The sequence below is a fragment of the Agrobacterium sp. FDAARGOS_525 genome (assembly GCF_003938925.1).
Taxonomy (GTDB): domain Bacteria; phylum Pseudomonadota; class Alphaproteobacteria; order Rhizobiales; family Rhizobiaceae; genus Agrobacterium; species Agrobacterium pusense.
On record NZ_RKIU01000003.1, the window covers coordinates 284,615 to 303,305 of the forward strand.

Annotated in this window: 17 protein-coding genes and 1 pseudogene; 12 read left to right on the top strand and 6 right to left on the bottom strand. The window is 61.4% G+C overall.

Translation table 11 applies throughout. The features are described 5' to 3' along the window. Window positions 1–131: 131 nt before the first annotated feature. On the bottom strand, window positions 132–1,007 hold the full coding sequence (locus EGT36_RS02575; protein WP_037089774.1) for a phosphodiesterase: 876 nt from the start codon (window positions 1,005–1,007) through the stop codon (window positions 132–134). Window positions 1,008–1,241: 234 nt separating this feature from the next. On the opposite strand from EGT36_RS02575, the gene EGT36_RS02580 reads away from it, so the two are divergent. Both EGT36_RS02580 and EGT36_RS02585 read left to right on the top strand, forming a co-directional pair. Next, the gene (locus EGT36_RS02580; RefSeq protein WP_004442975.1) at window positions 1,242–1,715 is read left to right on the top strand and encodes a tRNA (cytidine(34)-2'-O)-methyltransferase; all 474 of its coding nucleotides are present in this window, start codon (window positions 1,242–1,244) and stop codon (window positions 1,713–1,715) included. 173 nt (window positions 1,716–1,888) lie between these two features. Beyond that, a complete protein-coding gene (locus EGT36_RS02585; protein ID WP_037089772.1) occupies window positions 1,889–3,541 on the top strand; it encodes a Na/Pi cotransporter family protein in 1,653 nt (550 codons plus the stop codon). A 59-nt stretch (window positions 3,542–3,600) separates the two neighbouring features. Here EGT36_RS02585 and EGT36_RS02590 read toward each other — a convergent pair whose 3' ends face one another. Next, on the bottom strand, window positions 3,601–3,876 hold the full coding sequence (locus EGT36_RS02590; RefSeq protein WP_004442978.1) for a hypothetical protein: 276 nt from the start codon (window positions 3,874–3,876) through the stop codon (window positions 3,601–3,603). 128 nt (window positions 3,877–4,004) lie between these two features. Here EGT36_RS02590 and hemF point away from each other — a divergent pair, with 128 nt between their 5' ends. The 3 genes from hemF to EGT36_RS02605 all read left to right on the top strand — a co-directional run bounded on the left by hemF (window position 4,005) and on the right by EGT36_RS02605 (window position 5,609). Continuing rightward, window positions 4,005–4,916, top strand: coding sequence for an oxygen-dependent coproporphyrinogen oxidase (hemF, locus tag EGT36_RS02595; protein WP_004442979.1), 912 nt, complete (start codon window positions 4,005–4,007; stop codon window positions 4,914–4,916). 121 nt (window positions 4,917–5,037) lie between these two features. Continuing rightward, entirely contained in the window at window positions 5,038–5,304 is a 267-nt protein-coding gene (locus tag EGT36_RS02600; RefSeq protein WP_004442981.1) for a hypothetical protein, read from the top strand. Between the two features lie 119 nt (window positions 5,305–5,423). After that, window positions 5,424–5,609: a DUF1059 domain-containing protein gene (locus EGT36_RS02605; protein WP_004442982.1), complete on the top strand. Its 186-nt coding sequence runs from the start codon at window positions 5,424–5,426 to the stop codon at window positions 5,607–5,609. A gap of 26 nt (window positions 5,610–5,635) precedes the next feature. On the opposite strand, the gene EGT36_RS02610 is transcribed toward EGT36_RS02605, so the two are convergent. The 3 genes from EGT36_RS02610 to EGT36_RS02620 are packed head-to-tail and all read right to left on the bottom strand — an operon-like array spanning window position 5,636 to window position 8,153. Next, on the bottom strand, window positions 5,636–6,892 hold the full coding sequence (locus tag EGT36_RS02610) for a CCA tRNA nucleotidyltransferase (RefSeq protein WP_037089769.1): 1,257 nt from the start codon (window positions 6,890–6,892) through the stop codon (window positions 5,636–5,638). Then, window positions 6,889–7,527, bottom strand: coding sequence for a CoA pyrophosphatase (locus EGT36_RS02615; protein ID WP_006699454.1), 639 nt, complete (start codon window positions 7,525–7,527; stop codon window positions 6,889–6,891). Before EGT36_RS02615 ends, EGT36_RS02610 begins: the two co-directional genes overlap by 4 nt. Next, window positions 7,524–8,153: a DUF1285 domain-containing protein gene (locus tag EGT36_RS02620; protein ID WP_037089768.1), complete on the bottom strand. Its 630-nt coding sequence runs from the start codon at window positions 8,151–8,153 to the stop codon at window positions 7,524–7,526. Before EGT36_RS02620 ends, EGT36_RS02615 begins: the two co-directional genes overlap by 4 nt. A 175-nt stretch (window positions 8,154–8,328) precedes the next feature. Between EGT36_RS02620 and EGT36_RS02625 the strand changes: the two genes are divergently transcribed. The 5 genes from EGT36_RS02625 (at window position 8,329) to EGT36_RS02645 (ending at window position 15,687) form a co-directional block, all read left to right on the top strand. After that, window positions 8,329–9,339 (top strand): AAA family ATPase, encoded by a 1,011-nt coding sequence (locus EGT36_RS02625; RefSeq protein WP_004442986.1) that lies wholly within the window; start codon window positions 8,329–8,331, stop codon window positions 9,337–9,339. 25 nt (window positions 9,340–9,364) lie between these two features. Further along, the gene (locus EGT36_RS02630; protein ID WP_037089766.1) at window positions 9,365–10,291 is read left to right on the top strand and encodes a DUF58 domain-containing protein; all 927 of its coding nucleotides are present in this window, start codon (window positions 9,365–9,367) and stop codon (window positions 10,289–10,291) included. After that, the gene (locus EGT36_RS02635) at window positions 10,288–13,098 is read left to right on the top strand and encodes a DUF4159 domain-containing protein (RefSeq protein ID WP_037089765.1); all 2,811 of its coding nucleotides are present in this window, start codon (window positions 10,288–10,290) and stop codon (window positions 13,096–13,098) included. The genes EGT36_RS02630 and EGT36_RS02635 overlap by 4 nt, the downstream gene beginning before the upstream one ends. A 1-nt stretch (window position 13,099) precedes the next feature. Further along, window positions 13,100–15,184 carry a hypothetical protein gene (locus EGT36_RS02640; RefSeq protein ID WP_112554098.1) on the top strand — a complete coding sequence of 695 codons (2,085 nt, stop codon included), beginning with the start codon at window positions 13,100–13,102 and terminating at the stop codon, window positions 15,182–15,184. 89 nt (window positions 15,185–15,273) lie between these two features. Continuing rightward, the gene (locus EGT36_RS02645; RefSeq protein ID WP_004442995.1) at window positions 15,274–15,687 is read left to right on the top strand and encodes a GNAT family N-acetyltransferase; all 414 of its coding nucleotides are present in this window, start codon (window positions 15,274–15,276) and stop codon (window positions 15,685–15,687) included. A 19-nt stretch (window positions 15,688–15,706) separates the two neighbouring features. Here EGT36_RS02645 and EGT36_RS02650 read toward each other — a convergent pair whose 3' ends face one another. After that, a complete protein-coding gene (locus EGT36_RS02650; RefSeq protein ID WP_022556707.1) occupies window positions 15,707–16,660 on the bottom strand; it encodes a LysR family transcriptional regulator in 954 nt (317 codons plus the stop codon). Between the two features lie 86 nt (window positions 16,661–16,746). Here EGT36_RS02650 and EGT36_RS02655 point away from each other — a divergent pair. Then, window positions 16,747–17,076 (top strand): annotated as a pseudogene (locus EGT36_RS02655) (MBL fold metallo-hydrolase); the annotation flags it as partial. Window positions 17,077–17,190: 114 nt separating this feature from the next. Then, a complete protein-coding gene (gene istA, locus EGT36_RS02660) occupies window positions 17,191–18,690 on the top strand; it encodes an IS21 family transposase (RefSeq protein WP_052821263.1) in 1,500 nt (499 codons plus the stop codon). The last annotated feature ends 1 nt before the right edge of the window (window position 18,691 follow it).

The window sequence follows — 18,691 nt, forward strand, 5'->3', positions numbered from 1 at the left end:
AGCGCAAAAATTAAGCAATGACCAGCCGGAAAGACACCGACACGCTCGAAAACTCAAGATGTGTCGAGTAGCACAAATGGACGGATTTACCCGCAAAGGTTTCCGACCGCCGCCTGCCGTGCTGCGTCGCCTTATTCGGCTGCGTCCTGCGCCTGACCACTCTCATATTCCGTGATCAACTCGATCATTCCGGCCTGAGTATGGCGCTTGAGTTCCCGCCGGTCGCTGGGCTGCGGGGCAAAGGTGACGGTCAGGCCCGTATCCCTTATCGTGCCGATGGCGAAAGATGCGCCGGAGAGCATGCGTACGCCCTCATGCAGCCATAGAGGATCGGTCGCGAAATGCTGGCCGATACCGACCACGATGGGAATGCCCTGCCAGTGTGACATGCGGTCGTAATGGATGTGGCCTGCCAGAATACCAATGACATCATGTTCGAACAGCAGTTCGTCCAGAATCTCGGTATCATCAAAGGACAGGGATTCCCACTCCGCATCGGGACGGTCGAAATCAAGCGCCGGCGCATGGTGCATCACCAGCAGCTTCGGCAATTCGGGATGGTTTTCCAGCTCATCCTCAAGCCATTCGACCTGTCCGGGTTCGAAAGCACCCCCAACCTTGCCGGGAACGCTGGTGTCCATGACGATGATGTGAATGCCGGCAATCACCTCGGCATGGTCATAGGGCTCGTCCAGATCCTCGTGGCGATCGAGCATCACGGGATAAAATCCATCGCGGCGGTCGTGATTGCCGAGCGCGAAAAGCACAGGCATACCGAGTTCCGCTTCCTTTATCAGACGCTTGAGCTCCTCATAGCTGCCGGCATCGCCCCGATTGGTCAGATCGCCGCTGACGATGATGAATTCGGGCGGCGGCACCAGCGCCTTGATCTGCGCAAGCGTCGTGGAAAGCGTGGCCGAGGTCTCTGAATAAAGATCGTCATCCTGCACCTGCGGATTGCCCACATGCAGATCGGTCAGATGGACGAAATTCACCCGTTCGGACATGCTATCCCCCTGTTCCTGCGTGCAGAAGATCCGGCTCAAGTAGGCCGACGTCAACCGTTCCCGATGGTTCGGGCAAGCCTGATGATGTACTGGTGAATGGGTAGCCGCCCAGTGTGTCACGCGCATGAATATCCGGTCTGGAATGACACCCGAGAGGGACTTTTCGCAAACTGCCTGTCGTCCCCTGTCCGCGCGTGATAATCGGACGAGCACAGCAACCGCAGTGAGATCTCCATGTCCGGCACCACGACCGAAATCAGAATCGCCCTTTACCAGCCCGACATTCCCGGCAATACCGGCACCATCCTGCGGCTGGCCGCCTGCCTTGGCCTTGGCGTCGACATCATCGAACCCGCAGGTTTCGACATCTCGGATCGCAATCTGAAACGGGCCGGCATGGACTACATTGCGGCGGCCGCCCTCACGCGCCATGTCAGCTGGGATCGCTTCGAGGAATGGCGGGCAACCACCGGCCGGCGGCTCGTCCTCGCCTCCACCAAGGCAGCCCAGCCCTATACTGATATCACCTATCGTGCCGACGATATCCTGCTCTTTGGCCGCGAAAGTGCGGGCGTGCCTGATCACGTGCATGAAAAGGCGGATGAGCGAATCATCATTCCGATGGTCGCCGGGCAGCGCTCGATCAACGTTGCGATGTCGGCTGCGATGGTCACCGGCGAGGCCTTGCGCCAGACCTCATGGTCCTGACCTGCCATCTTTACAGCCAATTTTTCGGGCAAACTTGAAAATTGGCCGTTTTTGCCGCGAAACTGTCGCAACCCGGCCTGTACCGGAGGCGTTCACGCTCCTATACTGATTAGCCGGACAATAAAAATCGCCCTCGCCGAGACGGTCCGCCGGCGGGTGTGTGGAGACGTCGCATGCAGTCCACCATTGTCATCGTCAATCTTCTCGGCGCGGTCGCGCTGCTGCTCTTCGGCCTCACCCAGGTGAAGGATGGCGTGACCCGTGCCTTTGGCATGAAACTGAGGAGCGTACTCGCCACCGGCACCCAGAACGGGCCCCGATCCTTCTTTTCCGGCTTCTTCGCCACCGTCGCGCTGCAGAGCTCCACGGCAACCGCTCTCACCGTCGCCTCCTTCGCCGAACGTGACCTCATCAAGCCGCGCATGGCACAGGTCGTGCTGCTTGGCGCCAATGTCGGCACCGCCGTGACCGCGTGGATCGTGGCGGCGGGCGTCGAATGGTTGTCACCGCTTCTGATCCTCGCGGGCATCGTGCTCAAGAAGGGAAGCTCCAACGCCAGGCAGGGCGGCGGAACGGCGCTTATCGGGATCGGCCTGATGCTTTTGTCACTGCATCTGCTGAGCGGCGCGACCGAGCCCATGCGCGCCTCGCCCGCGCTTGCCGTCTTTATCGGCCTGCTCGACGGGGCGTGGCCCGTTGCGCTGATTTTCTCCGCGGTGCTTGCCTTCGTCTCCTCCTCCAGCCTTGCCGTGGTGGTGTTGATCCTGTCGCTTGCGGCCACCGGAACGCTTTCCACCGGCCTCGTCATCGTCCTCATTCTCGGCGCCAATCTCGGCGGCGCCATTCCTCCGGTCATCGCCACGCTTTCCGGCCCCGCCTCGGCGCGGCGCATCACCATAGGCAATCTCGCGGTGCGCACCACTGGCTGCCTCATCGCCCTGCCGCTCGCCTCCTATGGCGCGGAGTTCCTGCAGCAATTGCCGCTTTCACCCGCGAAACTGCCGGTCGACGCCCATCTCATCTTTAACGTCATCCTGGCCGCGCTCGCATGGCCCTTCTCGGGCCTCATATCGGATCTGATGACGAAGCTGGTTCCCGGTGATCCGAAAGCCGAAGACGGCCCGAATTTCCTCGATCAACAGGCGCTGGCAACGCCGGTAGTGGCACTGGCCAATGCAACGCGGGAGGTCCTGGGCGTCGGCGACAGCATCGAGCGAATGCTGATCCGCGCCGAAAACGCCTTCAAGCACAACGACCTGGCGCCGCTTGCCGAAATATCCCTGCTTGAAAAAAAGGTCGACCGCCGCCAGCAGGAAGTAAAGGTCTATCTGTCCCAGCTCGGCCGCAAGGGGCTTGACGATGAGGATGCCCGCCGTTCAATCGCAATCATCGATTATGCCATCAACCTCGAACATATCGGCGACATCATCGAAAAGGGCATTTGCGAACAGATCCGCAAGAAGGTGCTGAACAGCTTCAAATTTTCCGATGACGGTTATGAGGAGTTGAAGACCCTGTTCGACATGACCATCGAGAACCTGCGCGCCGCCCAGAGCATTCTGGTGACCGGCGATTTCGAACTTGCCCGCAGGCTGATGGAAAGCAAGGTGGATATTCGCCGCCTCGAAAAACAATCCTCCAACCGCCATCTGGAGCGGCTGCGCGACGGGCTGACGGAAAGCATGCAGACAAGCTCGCTGCATCTCGACATGCTGCGCGACCTCAAGCGTATCAACGCCCATATCGTTTCGGTGGCGCACCCCATTCTGGATGAAAGCGGCGTGCTGATCGAAAGCCGTTTGCGATATGCTGAGCCGCGCGCCTAGAGGATTTTAGAAAATCTGGTCCGTTTTTTTGGTACGGAAAGACGAAAGCACTCTAAAAATCAGTCTGCCGAGGGAAGCCGGCGCATGGTGAATTCGATGCGGTCGCCTTCCAGCTGCCGCCAGCTTTCCACTTCCGTCCAGTAAGCGGCCTTGGGAAAGCTGTCGAACCATTCTCGGGCCTTGGCGCGGGCTTCCTCGCGTCCCAGACAAAACGTTTGCCGCACGAACATGCCCTCACGCTTTTGTTCGCCGCCGGCGCTGTCGCGCTCCCTGCGGTGATTGGCAATTCTGCGCTTCAGCCCGTCGAGGGGCGGCGGTCCGGTAAATTTCGTCATGATATTCACCTCTGGCACCTACGTCTTTAAAGATAGTGTCGACACGCTGACTTGGCGAGTCGAATTTGTGCGCGGCGCAAACACCTGCTAGAGGCGGCATGACAGACTACACCGCAGGAGAATGAGACATGGAACGGCCGATCTTGCCGAAGGGCTTGCCCGAGGACATTGAAGACAAGAAGGCCGTTGCCCAGGCATGGTTCCAGCATCTGCGCGACACCATCGTCGCCTCCTTCGAAACACTGGAAAATGAACTGACCGGCCCATTGTCCGATCAGGAACCGGGCCGTTTCGTCCAGAAAGACTGGCTGCGTGACAATGGTGAAGGCGGCGGCGGCAAGATGTCTATGATGGAAGGGCGCGTCTTCGAAAAGGTTGGCGTGCACACCTCCACCGTCTACGGCGAATTTTCGCCGGAATTCCGCAAGCAGATACCGGGCGCGGAAGAAGACCCGCGCTTCTGGGCATCGGGACTGTCGCTCATCGCCCATCCGGTCAATCCCAATGTGCCGGCCGTGCATATGAATACCCGCATGGTGGTCACCACCAGCCACTGGTTCGGCGGCGGCGCGGACCTGACGCCGGTGCTTGGCCGCAGGCGGACGCAACAGGACGCCGATACCCAGCTGTTCCACCGCGCCTTCGAGATCACCTGCAACCGCCATCCCGTGGCGGACTATCCACGATACAAGACGTGGTGCGACGAGTATTTCTACCTGAAGCACCGCGACGAGCCGCGCGGCACCGGCGGCATCTTTTTCGACTGGCTGCATCCGCAAGAGCAAAATGGCGGCTGGGACGCCAATTTCGCCTTCGTGCAGGATGTCGGCCGGGCCTTCAATCTGGTCTATCCGAAAATCGTCCGCGCCAATTTCAACCAGAACTGGACGGAAGAGGACCGCGACGAGCAGCTTATTCGCCGTGGCCGCTACGTGGAATTCAACCTTCTCTACGATCGCGGCACCATCTTTGGACTGAAGACCGGCGGCAATGTCGAATCGATCCTGTCTTCCCTGCCGCCGGTGGTGCGCTGGCCCTGAAAACCTCACGCAAATTTGACGCTTATCAGCCATTTTGTCGCAAATAGCGTAAATTAGGACTTATGGAAAAATCAAGGCAGTGGTAGTCTCCTTCCGCAGACGTACTGGAGGAGCTATCGTCATGATTACTTCGAACAGCATGCCTATTTCTGCTTCCGCCGAGGGAGCATCGCAATCCATCGATACCACCGCATTGATTGACCGCCTGGCCGCCGAAATGCGCTCAACAGGCGATCGCGAACTGCCGCATTCCTTTTATGTCGAACAGGTGAAACGCACGCTCGCCGGAAAAGCCGTGAAGCGCGCGGATAACGACGAACGACCCAGCACAAAAATCCCGCCAGCCGGGACGTCCTCCGTTTTCCAGTGCTGGGCGATGCCCGAATAAGTCCGGTATCAGCGCTCAAGGACGCCGCTTTGGAACATAAGCGGCGGACTTTTGTTTCATAACGGAAGGGCAGCACGTCACTTCAATGCTGCCTTTTTCTGAAGCAGGGAGGCAAGACCATGAGACTTTTCGAATGTGGAACGCTCGTGCCGGGCTGCGCCTGGCATACACGCGCAGATGACGATGCTGAAGTCGTCCGCCGCACGGTGGAGCATATGCGCTCGGCCCACGGCGAAACCGTTATCCGCGAAAATATGATCGAGAACATCAAGGCCCGCATCCGCGACGAGGCGAATGCGGCTTAGACTGGAGTATCAGCGCTCTGGCAATATCAGTCCTGAAGCATCTCTTTAAGCCGGGCGGTCAGCGCTGCCCGGTCAAGTGAGAAATTGACGTCGATCCACTTTTCCTCAAGGCTTTTCAGCACCTCGCCGACCTGCGGACCGGCCGCGACGCCCGCTGCCATCACGTCTGCACCGCTTAACGGAAATCCGGGCTTCTGGAATTTCTCCGCCCTCGCCAGCAGCGTCGAAAACCGTGCAACCTTCTGCATGGCTGTCTCGCCGGCCGAAATATCGGCACGAGCGGAGGCAAGCGCGAGTTTCAGCCGCGTCTTCACGCCTTCGACACCTTGACGATAAAGCAGCCGGTCGAGCGCCGTCTCCTTCAGTTCGGGGTCTGCCGGCGGGGCCGAGGCCCAATGGGCAAGGTAGGCAGCTTCTGCCTTCGACAGCCTCAGCCGCGCGGCCAGAGAGGCCATCCTCTCCCTATCCGGCGGCACGATCGCGGCAAGCCGCAGCATTGGATCCACCGCCCAGCCAAGAGCCTGCTCCGTCGCGGCCAGACCGTGAATGGCGTCGATACCCCACTTCTCGGTTTCGGGAAGAATTTCCGTTAGAACGCCCGATTGCCGCATCCAGAGCAGGGCGCGGGACGGATCGCGGGCTGAAAGCAGCTTTTTCAACTCGCTCCACACCCGCTCGGCCGAAAGCGTCGCCAGCCTGTCCTTGGCCCGTGCGCTGGCTCGCAAGCCATCGGCATCCGGGCGGCCAGAGCCATAATGGGCAAAAAAGCGGAAAAAGCGGAGAATCCGCAGATAATCTTCCGAAATTCGCGTCGCCGCATCGCCGATGAAGCGCACGGTTCCGGTTTCGATATCGGGCAACCCGTTGATAAGGTCGATGATCTCGCCCTTTTCATCGGCATAAAGAGCATTGATGGTGAGATCGCGCCGCTCGGCATCGGTCTGCCAGTCGGAGCCGAAGGCCACCTGTGCGTGGCGGCCATTGGTCTCCACATCGCGGCGCAGCGTCGTCACCTCGAAACCTTCACCGTCGATGACCAGCGTTACCGTGCCATGCTCGATGCCTGTTGGCACCGCCTTGATACCCGCAGCCTTGGCCCGCGCAACAACCACGTCAGGGGTCAGCGTCGTGGCCATGTCGATATCGACCACCGGCAGGCCCATCAGCGCGTTGCGCACCGCGCCGCCGACGATCCGCACCTCGCCGCCATCGGCATTCAAAAGCGCGAAAATGCGCTTCAGCGCCGGTTTTTCGAAACAGTCCTGGCCGGCAAGGCTGTTCATGAATAAAACCTTTCGTAAATCGTCCTGACGATGCCCGCCGTAATGCCCCAAATGTAGCGTTCGCCATAGGGCATTTCATAGAAAAACCGCTCCTTCCCCTGAAAGATGCGGCTACCGCGCGCGTGGTTTTCAGGGTTCATCAGGAAGGACAGCGGCACCTCGAAAACTTCGTCCACTTCCGCCGGATTGAGCGTGAGGTCGAAGCCCGGCCGAACAACGGACAGCACCGGCTTTATCCGGAAACCCGTACCGGAGATATAATCCGGCAATCGCCCCACCGTTTCCACGAAGGACCGGGACAGACCGATTTCCTCCTCCGCTTCGCGCAATGCTGCCTCTTCCGGCGTGCGGTCCTCGGCGTCGATACCGCCGCCCGGGAAGGAAATCTGACCTGAATGTTTGCGTAAGGTGGAGGTGCGCTGGGTGAAGATCACCCGGGCATCATTGCCGTCATCGATAACGGGGACCAGCACGGCGGCGTCTTTCAGCTTGATGCCGTTCCCGGACAGCACCACGCCCGGATTGAGGACATGGTCGCCATTTTCGCGCTCGGCCACGCCCTCGCCCTCCTGCAGCACCCGGCGGCGGAAGTCGCTGGCAGTAAAAGCCCTGAGGCCTATTGTCGTGATCGTCATTGTGAAAGCCGTTCCAGTTCATTGGCGGGCATGACTGGAAAAACGACGCCACCCGAGCGCACCGCGAACATGTCGACGCCGTTAACCTCGATCACTTCACCGAGGGCGACGAGGTCGTACATCACGGCTCGCGAGACAAGCGCTTCCAGACGGCCGCGGACCAGAAGATAGGGCTTCAACTCGCGGTTTTCGCCCGAAATTTCAAACCGCAGCGGATGCTCCCGCCCCGCCTCTACCACGTCGCCAACATTCGTCCGGAAAGTGAGCACAGGCTCCCCATCCTCCTCGCCCACCGTCACCTTCATTTCCACGGCGACGAAAGGCGCATCGACGACCCGGATGCCGACTTTTTCCACAGGAGTTACAAGATAGGTTTTGCCATCCTCATCCTTGCGCAGAACGGTCGAAAACAGCCGCACCAGCGGCGCCCTGCCAATGGGCGTGCCGAGGTAGAACCAGGTGCCGTCAGCGCGGATTTCCATGTCGAGATCGCCGCAAAAGGGTGGATTCCAGCGCTCCACCGGGGCCGGTCCGCGCCTGGCGTCACCGGTCTGTTCCGCGGCGCGGGAAATCAACGCCGCAAGGCCAGCCGCATCATCAGCCGAATTTATCGTCTCCGCTGCCATATTCGAGTCTCGCTTTGCCGATAAGGAAATACTAAGTCACGACATAGTCATTCGAATGGCGCTTGTCAGCGGCCAAGAGAGCAATAAGCTATATGCAGCGCAAAATCCGTTCCGGCTGGCGGCCAGCAAAACCGGAATGCAAATGTGACAGCGGCGAAGGTATGAGGAGAGCGACATGGGCGTGATGAATACCGGCGAAACCCTCGATGAAAAGGCGATCATCGCCTCGGCCGAAAAGGCGCTGTCCGACATTGCGGCGATCCGCGCGGAAGTATCCAAGGTTATCTTCGGCCAGGAAAAGGTGGTGCAGAACACGCTTCTCGCCATCCTTTCCGGCGGCCATGCCCTTCTTGTCGGCGTTCCCGGCCTTGCCAAGACCAAGCTCGTCACCACACTCGGCACCGTGCTTGGCCTCGACGCCAACCGCATCCAGTTTACCCCGGATCTGATGCCGTCAGATATTCTCGGTTCCGAAGTCATGGACCAGGACGAAAACGGCCGCCGCTCGTTCCGCTTCATCAAGGGACCGGTTTTTGCTCAGTTGCTGATGGCCGATGAAATCAACCGCGCCAGCCCGCGCACGCAGTCCGCGCTGCTGCAGGCCATGCAGGAATACCACATCACCATGGCCGGCCAGACCTATGAGCTGCCGAAGCCGTTCCACGTTCTCGCAACGCAGAACCCGCTGGAACAGGAGGGCACCTATCCGCTGCCCGAAGCCCAGCTCGACCGCTTCCTGCTGCAGGTGGATGTCGGTTATCCCGAACTTGCCGCCGAACGCCAGATCCTGCTCGACACCACGGGCACCGCCTCGGGCGAAGCACGCGGCGTCATCGATGCGCCCCGCATGATGGAGATACAGGCGCTCATCCGCCAGATGCCGGTCAGCGACAAGGTGGTGGACGCCATTCTGTCGCTCGTCCGTTCCGCCCGCCCCGGCCACGGCAACAAGTTGACCGATAAGAACGTTGCCTGGGGTCCCGGTCCGCGCGCCGGCCAGTCGCTGATGCTGACGGCCCGTGCGCGTGCGCTTTACGAAGGCAGGCTCGCGCCCTCGCTTGACGATGTCTATGCGCTGGCCGAACCGGTGCTGGAACACCGCATGGCGCTGACGTTTGCGGCCCGCGCCGAAGGCATGTCGGTGCGCGATGTCATCGCTGCCCTCGTGGAGCAGGCGAAGAACTGAAGCGACGTTCGCGAAAGGACTGCATGTGGCATCCATAGGCCAGATCGTAGACAAGACGCCGGGTAGCGAAGTTCTGGCGCGCGCGCGCCAGCGCGCCGCTCTGGTGCCGGACTGCATGGTCGAGGCAAAGCGCATCGCCAACACCGTCACCGCAGGCTGGCATGGCCGCCGCAAGCGCGGCATCGGCGAAAATTTCTGGCAGTTCCGCCCCTATGCCGAAGGCGAAAGTCTCGCGCGTATCGACTGGCGGCGTTCGGCCCGCGACGATCATACCTATGTGCGTGACCGCGAATGGGAAGCGGCCCACACCATCTGGCTCTGGGCTGACATGTCACCGTCGATGATGTTCAAATCGACCCTCGGTTCCGTTTCCAAGGAAAGCCGGGCCCTGGTGCTGATGCTGGCGCTGGCGGAAATCCTCGCGCGCTCCGGCGAGCGCATCGGCTGCCCCGGTATCATGGAACCGGTTTCGGCCCGGAATGCCGCCGAACGGCTCGCCACCGCGATCATGCATGCGCCGCCGACCGAAGGCATGCCGGAAACGGGCATGATCCGTGGCGCGAGCGACATCGTGCTGATCGGCGATTTTCTCGATGATGCACAGGCCGTGATGGAGCGCATTTCACCGCTCGCACGGCGGGGCTTGCGCGGCCACGTGGTGGAAATTGCCGACCCGGCCGAAGAAACCTTCCCCTATTCCGGCCGCACCGAATTTAGCGATCCGGAAACCGGCGAAAAACTGGTGTCCGGCCGCGCCGAGACCATTCGCGAAGACTATACCCGCGCCTATCTCGCAAGGCGCGAGGCACTCTCCTCGTCGCTTCGCCGGCTGGGCTGGAACTTCGTGTTCCACCGCACCGACCATCTCGCTTCCGAGGCATTGGTGGCCATGCACATGTATCTTTCCGGCGCGCCGGCACAGGGCGGTGGGCAAGGCGGTGGCCGCCGATGAGCGCATTGCCTTTCGTCTTCACCAGCCCCTACATCCTCTTCGGCTTGCTGGCGCTGCCTGCCATCTGGTGGCTGCTGCGGCTGACCCCGCCGCGCCCCAAGGCAGAGGTCTTCCCGCCACTGAAGATTCTGGCGACGGTGTTGAAACGCGAGGAAACGCCGTCGAAAAGCCCGTGGTGGCTCACCTTGCTGCGCATGGCGCTTGCCGCCGCCGTGATTTTTGCGCTCGCCGATCCGGTGGTGAACCCACGCAACAGCAGCATCGCCGGCAGCGGCCCGCTGGTGCTGGTGGTTGACAATAGCTGGGCGTCTGCGCCCGACTGGGAGCGGCGCGTGGCGACCGCGGAAGCCCTGATCGGGGATGCAGAGCGTGCCGAGCGCCCCGTCGCCATCGCTTTTACAGCTGATGCCGAACACGACGCCGTGCCCGGAACGACAGCGGTCGCCCTGGAAAAGCTGGCAGCGGCAAAACCGAAGCCGCTCGTGCCCGATCGTGTCCGTACGGCCGAAGCCATTACCGAAGCGCTTAACGGCACGACCCCCGGCACCCTCGCCTATATCGCTGATGGCGTGCAGACGGCGCAGGACGAAAGCGCCCTGAAAACGCTGGCCAGTCTTTCACCAGCCGAATTCCGTATCGTCAGCGGCGACGGCAAGGCCATTGCCGCGATAACGGGCGCAACCAACAATGCCGACGCCATGAGCGTTTCGCTTTCAAGGCTCAATACTGCGGAAGCTGCCCGGTTGACGGTCAACGCGCAGGACAGCCAGGGCCGCATCCTCGCCAATGGCATCGCCACCTTCGCCCCCGGCCAGGCTGAAACAACGGCAACGGTGGAAGCACCCTTCGAATTGCGCAACGATTTCGCCCGTCTTTCGCTTGAAGGTGTTTCCACGGCGGGTGCAGTGCATCTTCTCGATGACGGCTTCCGCCGCCGCCGCGTGGCGCTGCTGGCAGGCGAAACCGGCAACGACTTCCAGCCGCTGCTGCAACCGCTTTATTACATCAGCCGCGCACTTCAGCCCTTCGTCGATCTCATTCCGCAGCGGCAAGCCGATCTGGCGCAGGCTATCCCGGAAATCCTGCAATCCAACCCCTCCGTCATTGTCATGGCCGATATCGGCCGCCTGCCGCAGGAAACCTATGAGCCGATGCAAAAATGGCTTGCGGGCGGCGGCACGTTGATCCGCTTCGCCGGGCCACGCCTTGCCGCAGCCCCCGCCGACGACCCGCTGGTGCCGGTGACGCTGAGACAGGGCGAACGCGCGCTCGGCGGCGCACTCTCCTGGGCTGAACCGCAACCGCTTGCCGATTTCCCTGCATTCGGCGCTTTCGCCGGCATGCCGAAAGCCGATGGCATTCTCGTCAAACGTCAGGTTCTGGCCGAGCCGACACCGGACCTCGCCGAACGCACGTGGGCAAGCCTTGCCGATGGCACGCCGCTCGTCACCACCCGCAACGTCGAGGCAGGCCGCATCGTGCTGTTCCATGTCAGCGCCGAGGCCAGCTGGTCCGACCTGCCGATATCAGGCCACTTCGTCGATATGCTTCGCCGTATCGTGCAATTGTCCAAGGCGGGCGGCGCTTCGGCTTCCGCCAATGCGCCGGCCGCCGCTCTGCCACCCTTCCGGCTGCTGACGGCGGAAGGCGCGCTATCTGCCGAAATCGGCACCGCCCGGCCGCTGGAAATGCGCGCGGGCCAGCTTCCGCGCACCGGCTTCGACAATCCCCCCGGCCTTTACGGCACAGAGGACGGTTTCGTGGCTCTCAATCTCCTGCCGGCGGGTGCGACGCTGCGCCCGCTCGATACCTCTGCCGCCGGTGTCAGCACGTCAAGTGAAGCGCTGATCGGCGAGACGGCGAAATCGCTGCGTCCCGCCCTCTTCATCGCTGCCTTCCTGATGCTGATTGCCGACAGCCTGATCGTGCTTTTCATGAACGGCGCCTTCGCCCGCCTGCCGAAAGCCCGCAGCGCCACGGCCGCGACCATACTCCTCGCCCTCGGCGCCTTTGCCGCGGTGTCGCCAACCGATGCCCGTGCCGACGATCCCAAACCCGGCGACGAGCAGATATTCGAGCGGCTGGACACCACCCATCTTGCTTATGTCCGCACCGGCGAAGACGATGTCGACCGCATTTCAGAACAGGGTTTGCAGGGTTTGAGCGAATTCCTGACCTGGCGCACGACATTGGAGCCCGGGCAGCCTGTCGGCCTCGATATTTCCAAGGATGAATTGTCCTTCTATCCGATCATCTACTGGCCGGTTTCGGCCTCTGCGCCCATGCCGTCCAGCGCCGCCATCTCGCGCATCGACGCCTATATGCGCGCCGGCGGCACAGTGTTGTTCGATACACGCGACCAGTTCTCCTCGCTCGATACCGGCGCGACCAGCGCCAATGGCGAGCGTTTGCAGGCGATCCTCGCCAATATCGATATTCCGCCGCTGGAGCCCGTGCCGGAGGATCACGTCCTGACGCGTTCCTTCTACCTGCTCACCAATTTCCCCGGCCGTTACAATGGCTCGCCGCTCTGGGTGGAATCGCGTCAGGGTGCCGCCAAGACCACCTCCGGCCTCTCCTCCTCCGGGGACGGCGTGACGCCGATCATGATAACCGGCAATGATTTCGCCGGCGCATGGGCGGTCGATGCGCAGGGCGCACCGGTTCTGCCCACCGTTCCGCCTGACGAGATGCAGCGCGAACATGCCTTCCGCTCCGGCGTCAACATCATGATGTATATGCTGACCGGCAACTACAAGGCCGATCAGGTCCATGTTCCGGCACTTCTCGAACGGTTGGGGCAGTGACATGACATTGACCTTCGCTCCCTTCCTGCCATGGATCGTGATCGCCGTTCTGGCCGTCGCAGCACTTCTCCTTTCCTTCATCGGCCTGTGGCGCGGCGTGCGTGGCGCATGGTTGCGCGGGCTGGCGCTCGCCGCCCTGCTTGCCGCCATCGCTAATCCGCTTTTGACGCAGGAGGAGCGCGAGCCGCTTTCCACCATCGTCCCCGTCATCGTCGATCGTTCGCAGAGCCAGGACGTGCAGGACCGGCCGCAGATGACGGACACGGCGCTCAATGCGCTGAAAGACCGGCTGTCCCGTTTCCCCCGCATCGAGCCGCGCATCGTTGAAGTGCGCGACAATGGCGAGAGCGATTCGCCCTCGACCCAGCTTTTCTCGGCCTTGTCCTCCGCCGTTTCGGATGTCTCGCCTTCCCGTGTGGGTGGCGCGATCTTCCTGAGCGATGGTCAGATTCACGATATTCCCAATGCCCTGCCCAACGCCGAGCAGGCGCTCGGCTTCCGCGCGCCCGTGCACGGCCTGATCACGGGCAAGGCTGATGAGTTCGACCGCCGTATCGAAATCGTTCGCGCCCCGCGCTTCGGCATCGTCAATGAGGAACAGCAACTGACGCTGCGCGTCTTCGATGACGGACGCCCGGCAGGCGGTGGCGCGGCTGAGGTGACGGTGAAGATGAATGGCGAAGAGATCGCCACACTACAGGCGACACCCGGTCAGCCGACGCCGTTCCGCTTCAAGGTCCCACGCGGCGGCAACAATGTCATGGAATTTTCCGTCGCCGAAATCCCGGGCGAAGTGACTGTTGCCAATAACCGCGCCGTTCACCTGATCGAAGGCATCCGTCAGAACCTGCGCGTGCTGCTCGTCTCCGGCGAACCGCACGCCGGCGAGCGGGCATGGCGCAACCTCCTGAAATCCGACGCCTCGGTCGATTTGGTGCATTTCACCATTCTACGTCCGCCGGAAAAGCAGGACGGCACGCCGATCAACGAACTCTCGCTGATCGCCTTCCCCACCCGCGAGCTGTTCGTCGAGAAGATCAATGATTTCGATCTCATCATCTTCGATCGCTACCAGCATCGCGGCGTGTTGCCGATCCTCTATTACGATTACATCGCCCAATATGTCGAAAAAGGCGGCGCGCTGCTGATTGCCGCCGGGCCGGAACATGCCGGTCAGGATTCAATCGCCATGACGCCTCTGGCCTCCGTGCTGCCGGCGCAGCCGACCGGGCAGGTGCATCAGGCTGCCTTCTATCCGCGTCTTTCGGAAGCGGGCAAGAAACACCCGGTCACCCGCGGGCTAGAGGGATCAGGCAACGAGCCGCCCCAATGGGGCCGCTGGTTCCGCACCATCAGCGTCGACCCGCCGCAGGGCCAGACCGTGATGCTGGGCGATGGTCAGGACCCGCTGCTGGTGCTCAACCGCCAGGGTGAAGGCCGTGTCGCCATGCTGCTGTCGGATCAGGGCTGGCTCTGGGCGCGTGGTTATGAGGGCGGCGGCCCGCATGTGGCGCTTTACCGCCGCATCGCCCACTGGCTGATGAAAGAACCCGAGCTTGAGGAAGAGGCGCTGACGGCGCGCGCCAACGGCCGCACCCTGCAGATCACCCGTCAGACCATCGGCGACGATCCCGGTCAGGCCAGCGTGCGTTTCCCCTCCGGCAAAACCGAGAACATGGCTTTCACCAGCAGCGAGCCCGGTCTCTACAGGATCGAACGCCGCATGGATGAAACCGGCCTGTTCGAAATCAAGAACGGCGATTTCACCACCCTCGTCCATGTTGGCGCAGTGGACGCCCCCGAATTCAAGGCGATGATTTCAACGACCGAAACGCTGAAGCCGCTGGCAGATGCCACCAAAGGCAGCGTGCACCGTGTCGCCGATAATTCCGGCCGGGTCGCACTGCCGGATATATTGCCGGTCCGCGGCGATATCAGGGTTGCCGATGAGGATCGCATGCTGATACGCATGACCGACGAGACGGTGCTGAAAGGCGTCAACACCCTGCCGCTCTTTGCAGGTTTCGCCGGGCTAGGCGCGTTGCTGCTTGCCTTCTCCGCTCTATGGTGGCGTGAAGGCCGGTAAGGGCGTTCCAGCAAAGATCGTGGGGCCTTCCCCTCGTCTCGGCACGTAAACGGGAAACGGCCACCGCCCGGCGGCCGGGGAAGATGAATATGAATTTCGTTTTAAGCGATGCCGCCGATCCAGAGGCCGAAAAAGCCATCCGCGATCCTCTGGTGGCCTATAATCTTGCTCGTTTCGGCGAAAGCGACAAACGCGACATTATCATCACCATCCGCAATGACGACAATGAGGTCACCGGCGGCCTGGTGGGCCACACCGCCCGCGGCTGGCTTTATGTGCAGCTTCTTTTCGTGCCGGAGACGATGCGCGGACAAGGCACGGCCGCGAAACTTCTGGCCATGGCCGAAGACGAGGCGAAAAAGCGCGGCTGTATGGGCGCCTATATCGACACGATGAACCCGGATGCGCTGAGGACTTACGAACGGTACGGTTTCACCAAGATCGGCTCGCTTGGGCCACTCTCCAGCGGCCAATCCATCACCTGGCTGGAGAAACGGTTCTAGAGCGCCGGCCACGCAAATTTCAGGCGGCGATGCCCGACACCTCGCTGTCGACCGTGCGTCCCATGGTGTCGCGAATCTGTTGACGCAGCCACACGGCTCCCGCATCCGCATCGGTCTGCAATGTCCAGACCATGGCGACAGGCGGGAAATTCAACGTCACCGGCACCGGGCTCACTTCCAGTCCCAGCATCGGCGCATAACGCTGAGCAATGCGCGAAGACACGGTCGCCAGCACGGCTGAGGAGCGCGCCGTTGCCAGCACGGAAAGAAAATCCGGCGCAGCGGCGACGACGTCGATTTCCAGTCCGGTCAGTTCCAGCGCGTCCTTGATACAGCCATGCAGACTGTCGGTCTGTGATATGACCGCGTGCTTGGCCGACAGATAGGCGTCCAGTCCAACGGGATTGGGCAGATCGAGCAGAGCCGGGTTGAAGCAGCAGAGCACGCTGGAAGAATAAAGCGGTTCGCAATGGTGCCGCTGTTCCTTCGAATAGGTGCATCCTACAGCCATGTCGATCACGCCTGTATCCAGCATAGCGGTGATTTCCTGCTGTTGCCCGTTGCGCGCAAGGATACGGATACCGGGTGCGATCTCGCGCAGCCGCGCGGACAGATCCGGCAAAAGCAGCAGCTCCACCTCACTGGACATGCCGAGCCGGAACGTCCGCCTCTCGGTCGCCGGATCGAACACATCAGCCGTCAGCACCGCCGCCTGCGCTTGTCTCAGCGCCTGCCGCACCGGCCCCGCCAGATTGAGCGCCCGCGCCGTCGGCTTCATTTCCTGCCCGACGCGAATGAACAGCTCATCCTGAAACAGTGTGCGCAGGGTGGAGATATTATGGCTCATGGCAGGTTGCTGGATTTTCAGCCGCCGTGCCGCGCGCGTGACGTTCATCTCTTCCATCATCGCATCGAAAGCGACGAGGAGATTGAGGTCGAAGGAACGGAGATTGAAATGATCGATAGTTTGCATAAGTCACATCGATTTGATTGCTAACCTGCCTACACTTAACTGGAGATCGGAAAGTTTCAAGACATTCCTAAACCCAGGAGCCTTCAATGCCATCACGTCGCTCACTTCTCAAAGGCGCCGCCAGCGCCCTCATCGCCGCCCCCTTTGTTGCGCCCTCCGTCGCATTTGCCAAGGCACCGCTTGTCGCCACGCAGGCGCCCGGCTTCTACCGGCTGATGGTCGGCAAGGTGGAAGTTACTGCGCTTTCGGACGGCGTCATTGCGCTGCCGCTTGCCAAAATCTACACCAACACCACACCGGAACATGCGACGAAGGCGCTTCAGGATGCGTTCCTTCCGGAAGAGACGCCTACGTCCGTCAATGCGTTTCTCGTCAACACCGGTGACAGGCTGGTGCTGATCGATGCCGGCACCGGTGTGATTAGGCATGGAATAAGGACCCCGCACATGGGGTGATCGGCGTCCAAACGGGACCCCCATTTGCAATGGGGTTACAACAGCCTCCGGTTTCATCGGAGGCTTTTTGTTCGGATGCTTATTGTGGAAACAATTCTGAAGATACGGCGGCTAGCCCATGTTCAGGGCAAGTCGATCAAGGCGATCTGCCGGGAGTTGGGCATATCGCGGAAAGTGGTGCGGAAGGTTTTGCGCACCGATGAGACGGAGTTCAAATACGAACGGACCCGTCAACCTCAGCCGAAGCTCGGCCCCTGGCGCGGTCAGCTCGATGGAATGCTCCTCGCCAATGAGGCCAAATCTTCTCGCGAACGGCTGACACTGATCCGGATATTCGAGGACTTGCGCGACCTCGGCTACGAGGGCGGTTACGACACAGTCCGGCGTTACGCCCGAACATGGGCGAAGGAGCGCGGGTCCGTGACGGCGCAAGCCTATGTGCCGCTCTATTACGCGCCGGGCGAGGCCTACCAGTTCGACTGGAGCCACGAGATTGTCGTGCTGAACGGCGTGACGACGACGGTGAAGGTTGCGCATATCCGGCTCTGCCACAGCCGGATGATGTATGTGAGAGCCTATCCGCGCGAGACGCAAGAGATGGTCTTCGACGCCCATGACAGGGCGTTCGCTTTCTTCGGCGGGGCCTGCACGCGCGGCATCTATGATAATATGAAGACCGCGGTGGAGACGGTCTTCGTCGGCAAGGAACGGCAATACAATCGCCGCTTCCTACAGATGTGCAGCCATTACCTGATCGAACCGGTGGCCTGCACGCCGGCGTCGGGGTGGGAGAAAGGCCAGGTCGAGAACCAGGTCAATCTGGTGCGCGAACGCTTCTTCACGCCGCGACTGCGCTTCAAATCCTACGATGAACTGAATGGCTGGTTGCTGGACAAGTGCATCAGTTACGCCCGCGCTCATAAGCACGTCGATCAGACGGAGCGCACGATCTGGGAGGTGTTCGATGCGGAGCGGCCGCACCTGGTCGGCTATCCCGGCAAATTCGACGGCTTCCACGCTGTGCAGGCCTCGATCGGCAAGACCTGCCTCGTGCGTTTCGACAACAACAAATACTCGGTACTGTCTACGGCAGTCGGCCGCCCTGCCGAGATACATGCCTATGCAGATCGCATCGTCATCCGGCAGGATGGCGTGGAAATCGGCCAACACGATCGCTGCTTCGGCCGTGGCGAGACGATCTATAATCCCTGGCATTACGTGCCGGTCCTGACCCGCAAACCGGGAGCACTGCGCAACGGTGCGCCGTTCCACGACTGGGTTTTGCCCGCCGCCATGGAGAAGGTGCGCCGCCGGCTGAAGGCAATGCATGACGGCGACCGGCAGATGGTGTCGATCCTCGAATGCGTGGGCCTGGACGGGCTCCCCGCCGTCGAAGCGGCCTGCCAGGAGGCGATCGATCAGGGCGTGTTCTCGGCCGCCGTCATCATCAACATTCTGGCCCGCAAGCGTGATCCGCAGCCGGCCGCCATCCTTTCCATCCCCGATGCGCTTCGCCTGACCCATGAGCCTCTGGCCGACTGCGCCCGTTACGACAGCCTGAGGAGGGCAAGCTGAT

Coding starts and splice junctions, on each gene's coding strand:
- EGT36_RS02590 (WP_004442978.1), bottom strand. CDS start 3,876: ATGACGAAATTTACCGGACCGCCGCCCCTCGACGGGCTGAAGCGCAGA.
- istA (WP_052821263.1), top strand. CDS start 17,191: ATGCTTATTGTGGAAACAATTCTGAAGATACGGCGGCTAGCCCATGTT.
- EGT36_RS02640 (WP_112554098.1), top strand. CDS start 13,100: ATGACATTGACCTTCGCTCCCTTCCTGCCATGGATCGTGATCGCCGTT.
- EGT36_RS02645 (WP_004442995.1), top strand. CDS start 15,274: ATGAATTTCGTTTTAAGCGATGCCGCCGATCCAGAGGCCGAAAAAGCC.
- EGT36_RS02605 (WP_004442982.1), top strand. CDS start 5,424: ATGAGACTTTTCGAATGTGGAACGCTCGTGCCGGGCTGCGCCTGGCAT.
- EGT36_RS02600 (WP_004442981.1), top strand. CDS start 5,038: ATGATTACTTCGAACAGCATGCCTATTTCTGCTTCCGCCGAGGGAGCA.
- EGT36_RS02615 (WP_006699454.1), bottom strand. CDS start 7,527: ATGACGATCACGACAATAGGCCTCAGGGCTTTTACTGCCAGCGACTTC.
- hemF (WP_004442979.1), top strand. CDS start 4,005: ATGGAACGGCCGATCTTGCCGAAGGGCTTGCCCGAGGACATTGAAGAC.
- EGT36_RS02585 (WP_037089772.1), top strand. CDS start 1,889: ATGCAGTCCACCATTGTCATCGTCAATCTTCTCGGCGCGGTCGCGCTG.
- EGT36_RS02650 (WP_022556707.1), bottom strand. CDS start 16,660: ATGCAAACTATCGATCATTTCAATCTCCGTTCCTTCGACCTCAATCTC.
- EGT36_RS02575 (WP_037089774.1), bottom strand. CDS start 1,007: ATGTCCGAACGGGTGAATTTCGTCCATCTGACCGATCTGCATGTGGGC.
- EGT36_RS02620 (WP_037089768.1), bottom strand. CDS start 8,153: ATGGCAGCGGAGACGATAAATTCGGCTGATGATGCGGCTGGCCTTGCG.
- EGT36_RS02580 (WP_004442975.1), top strand. CDS start 1,242: ATGTCCGGCACCACGACCGAAATCAGAATCGCCCTTTACCAGCCCGAC.
- EGT36_RS02625 (WP_004442986.1), top strand. CDS start 8,329: ATGGGCGTGATGAATACCGGCGAAACCCTCGATGAAAAGGCGATCATC.
- EGT36_RS02635 (WP_037089765.1), top strand. CDS start 10,288: ATGAGCGCATTGCCTTTCGTCTTCACCAGCCCCTACATCCTCTTCGGC.
- EGT36_RS02610 (WP_037089769.1), bottom strand. CDS start 6,892: ATGAACAGCCTTGCCGGCCAGGACTGTTTCGAAAAACCGGCGCTGAAG.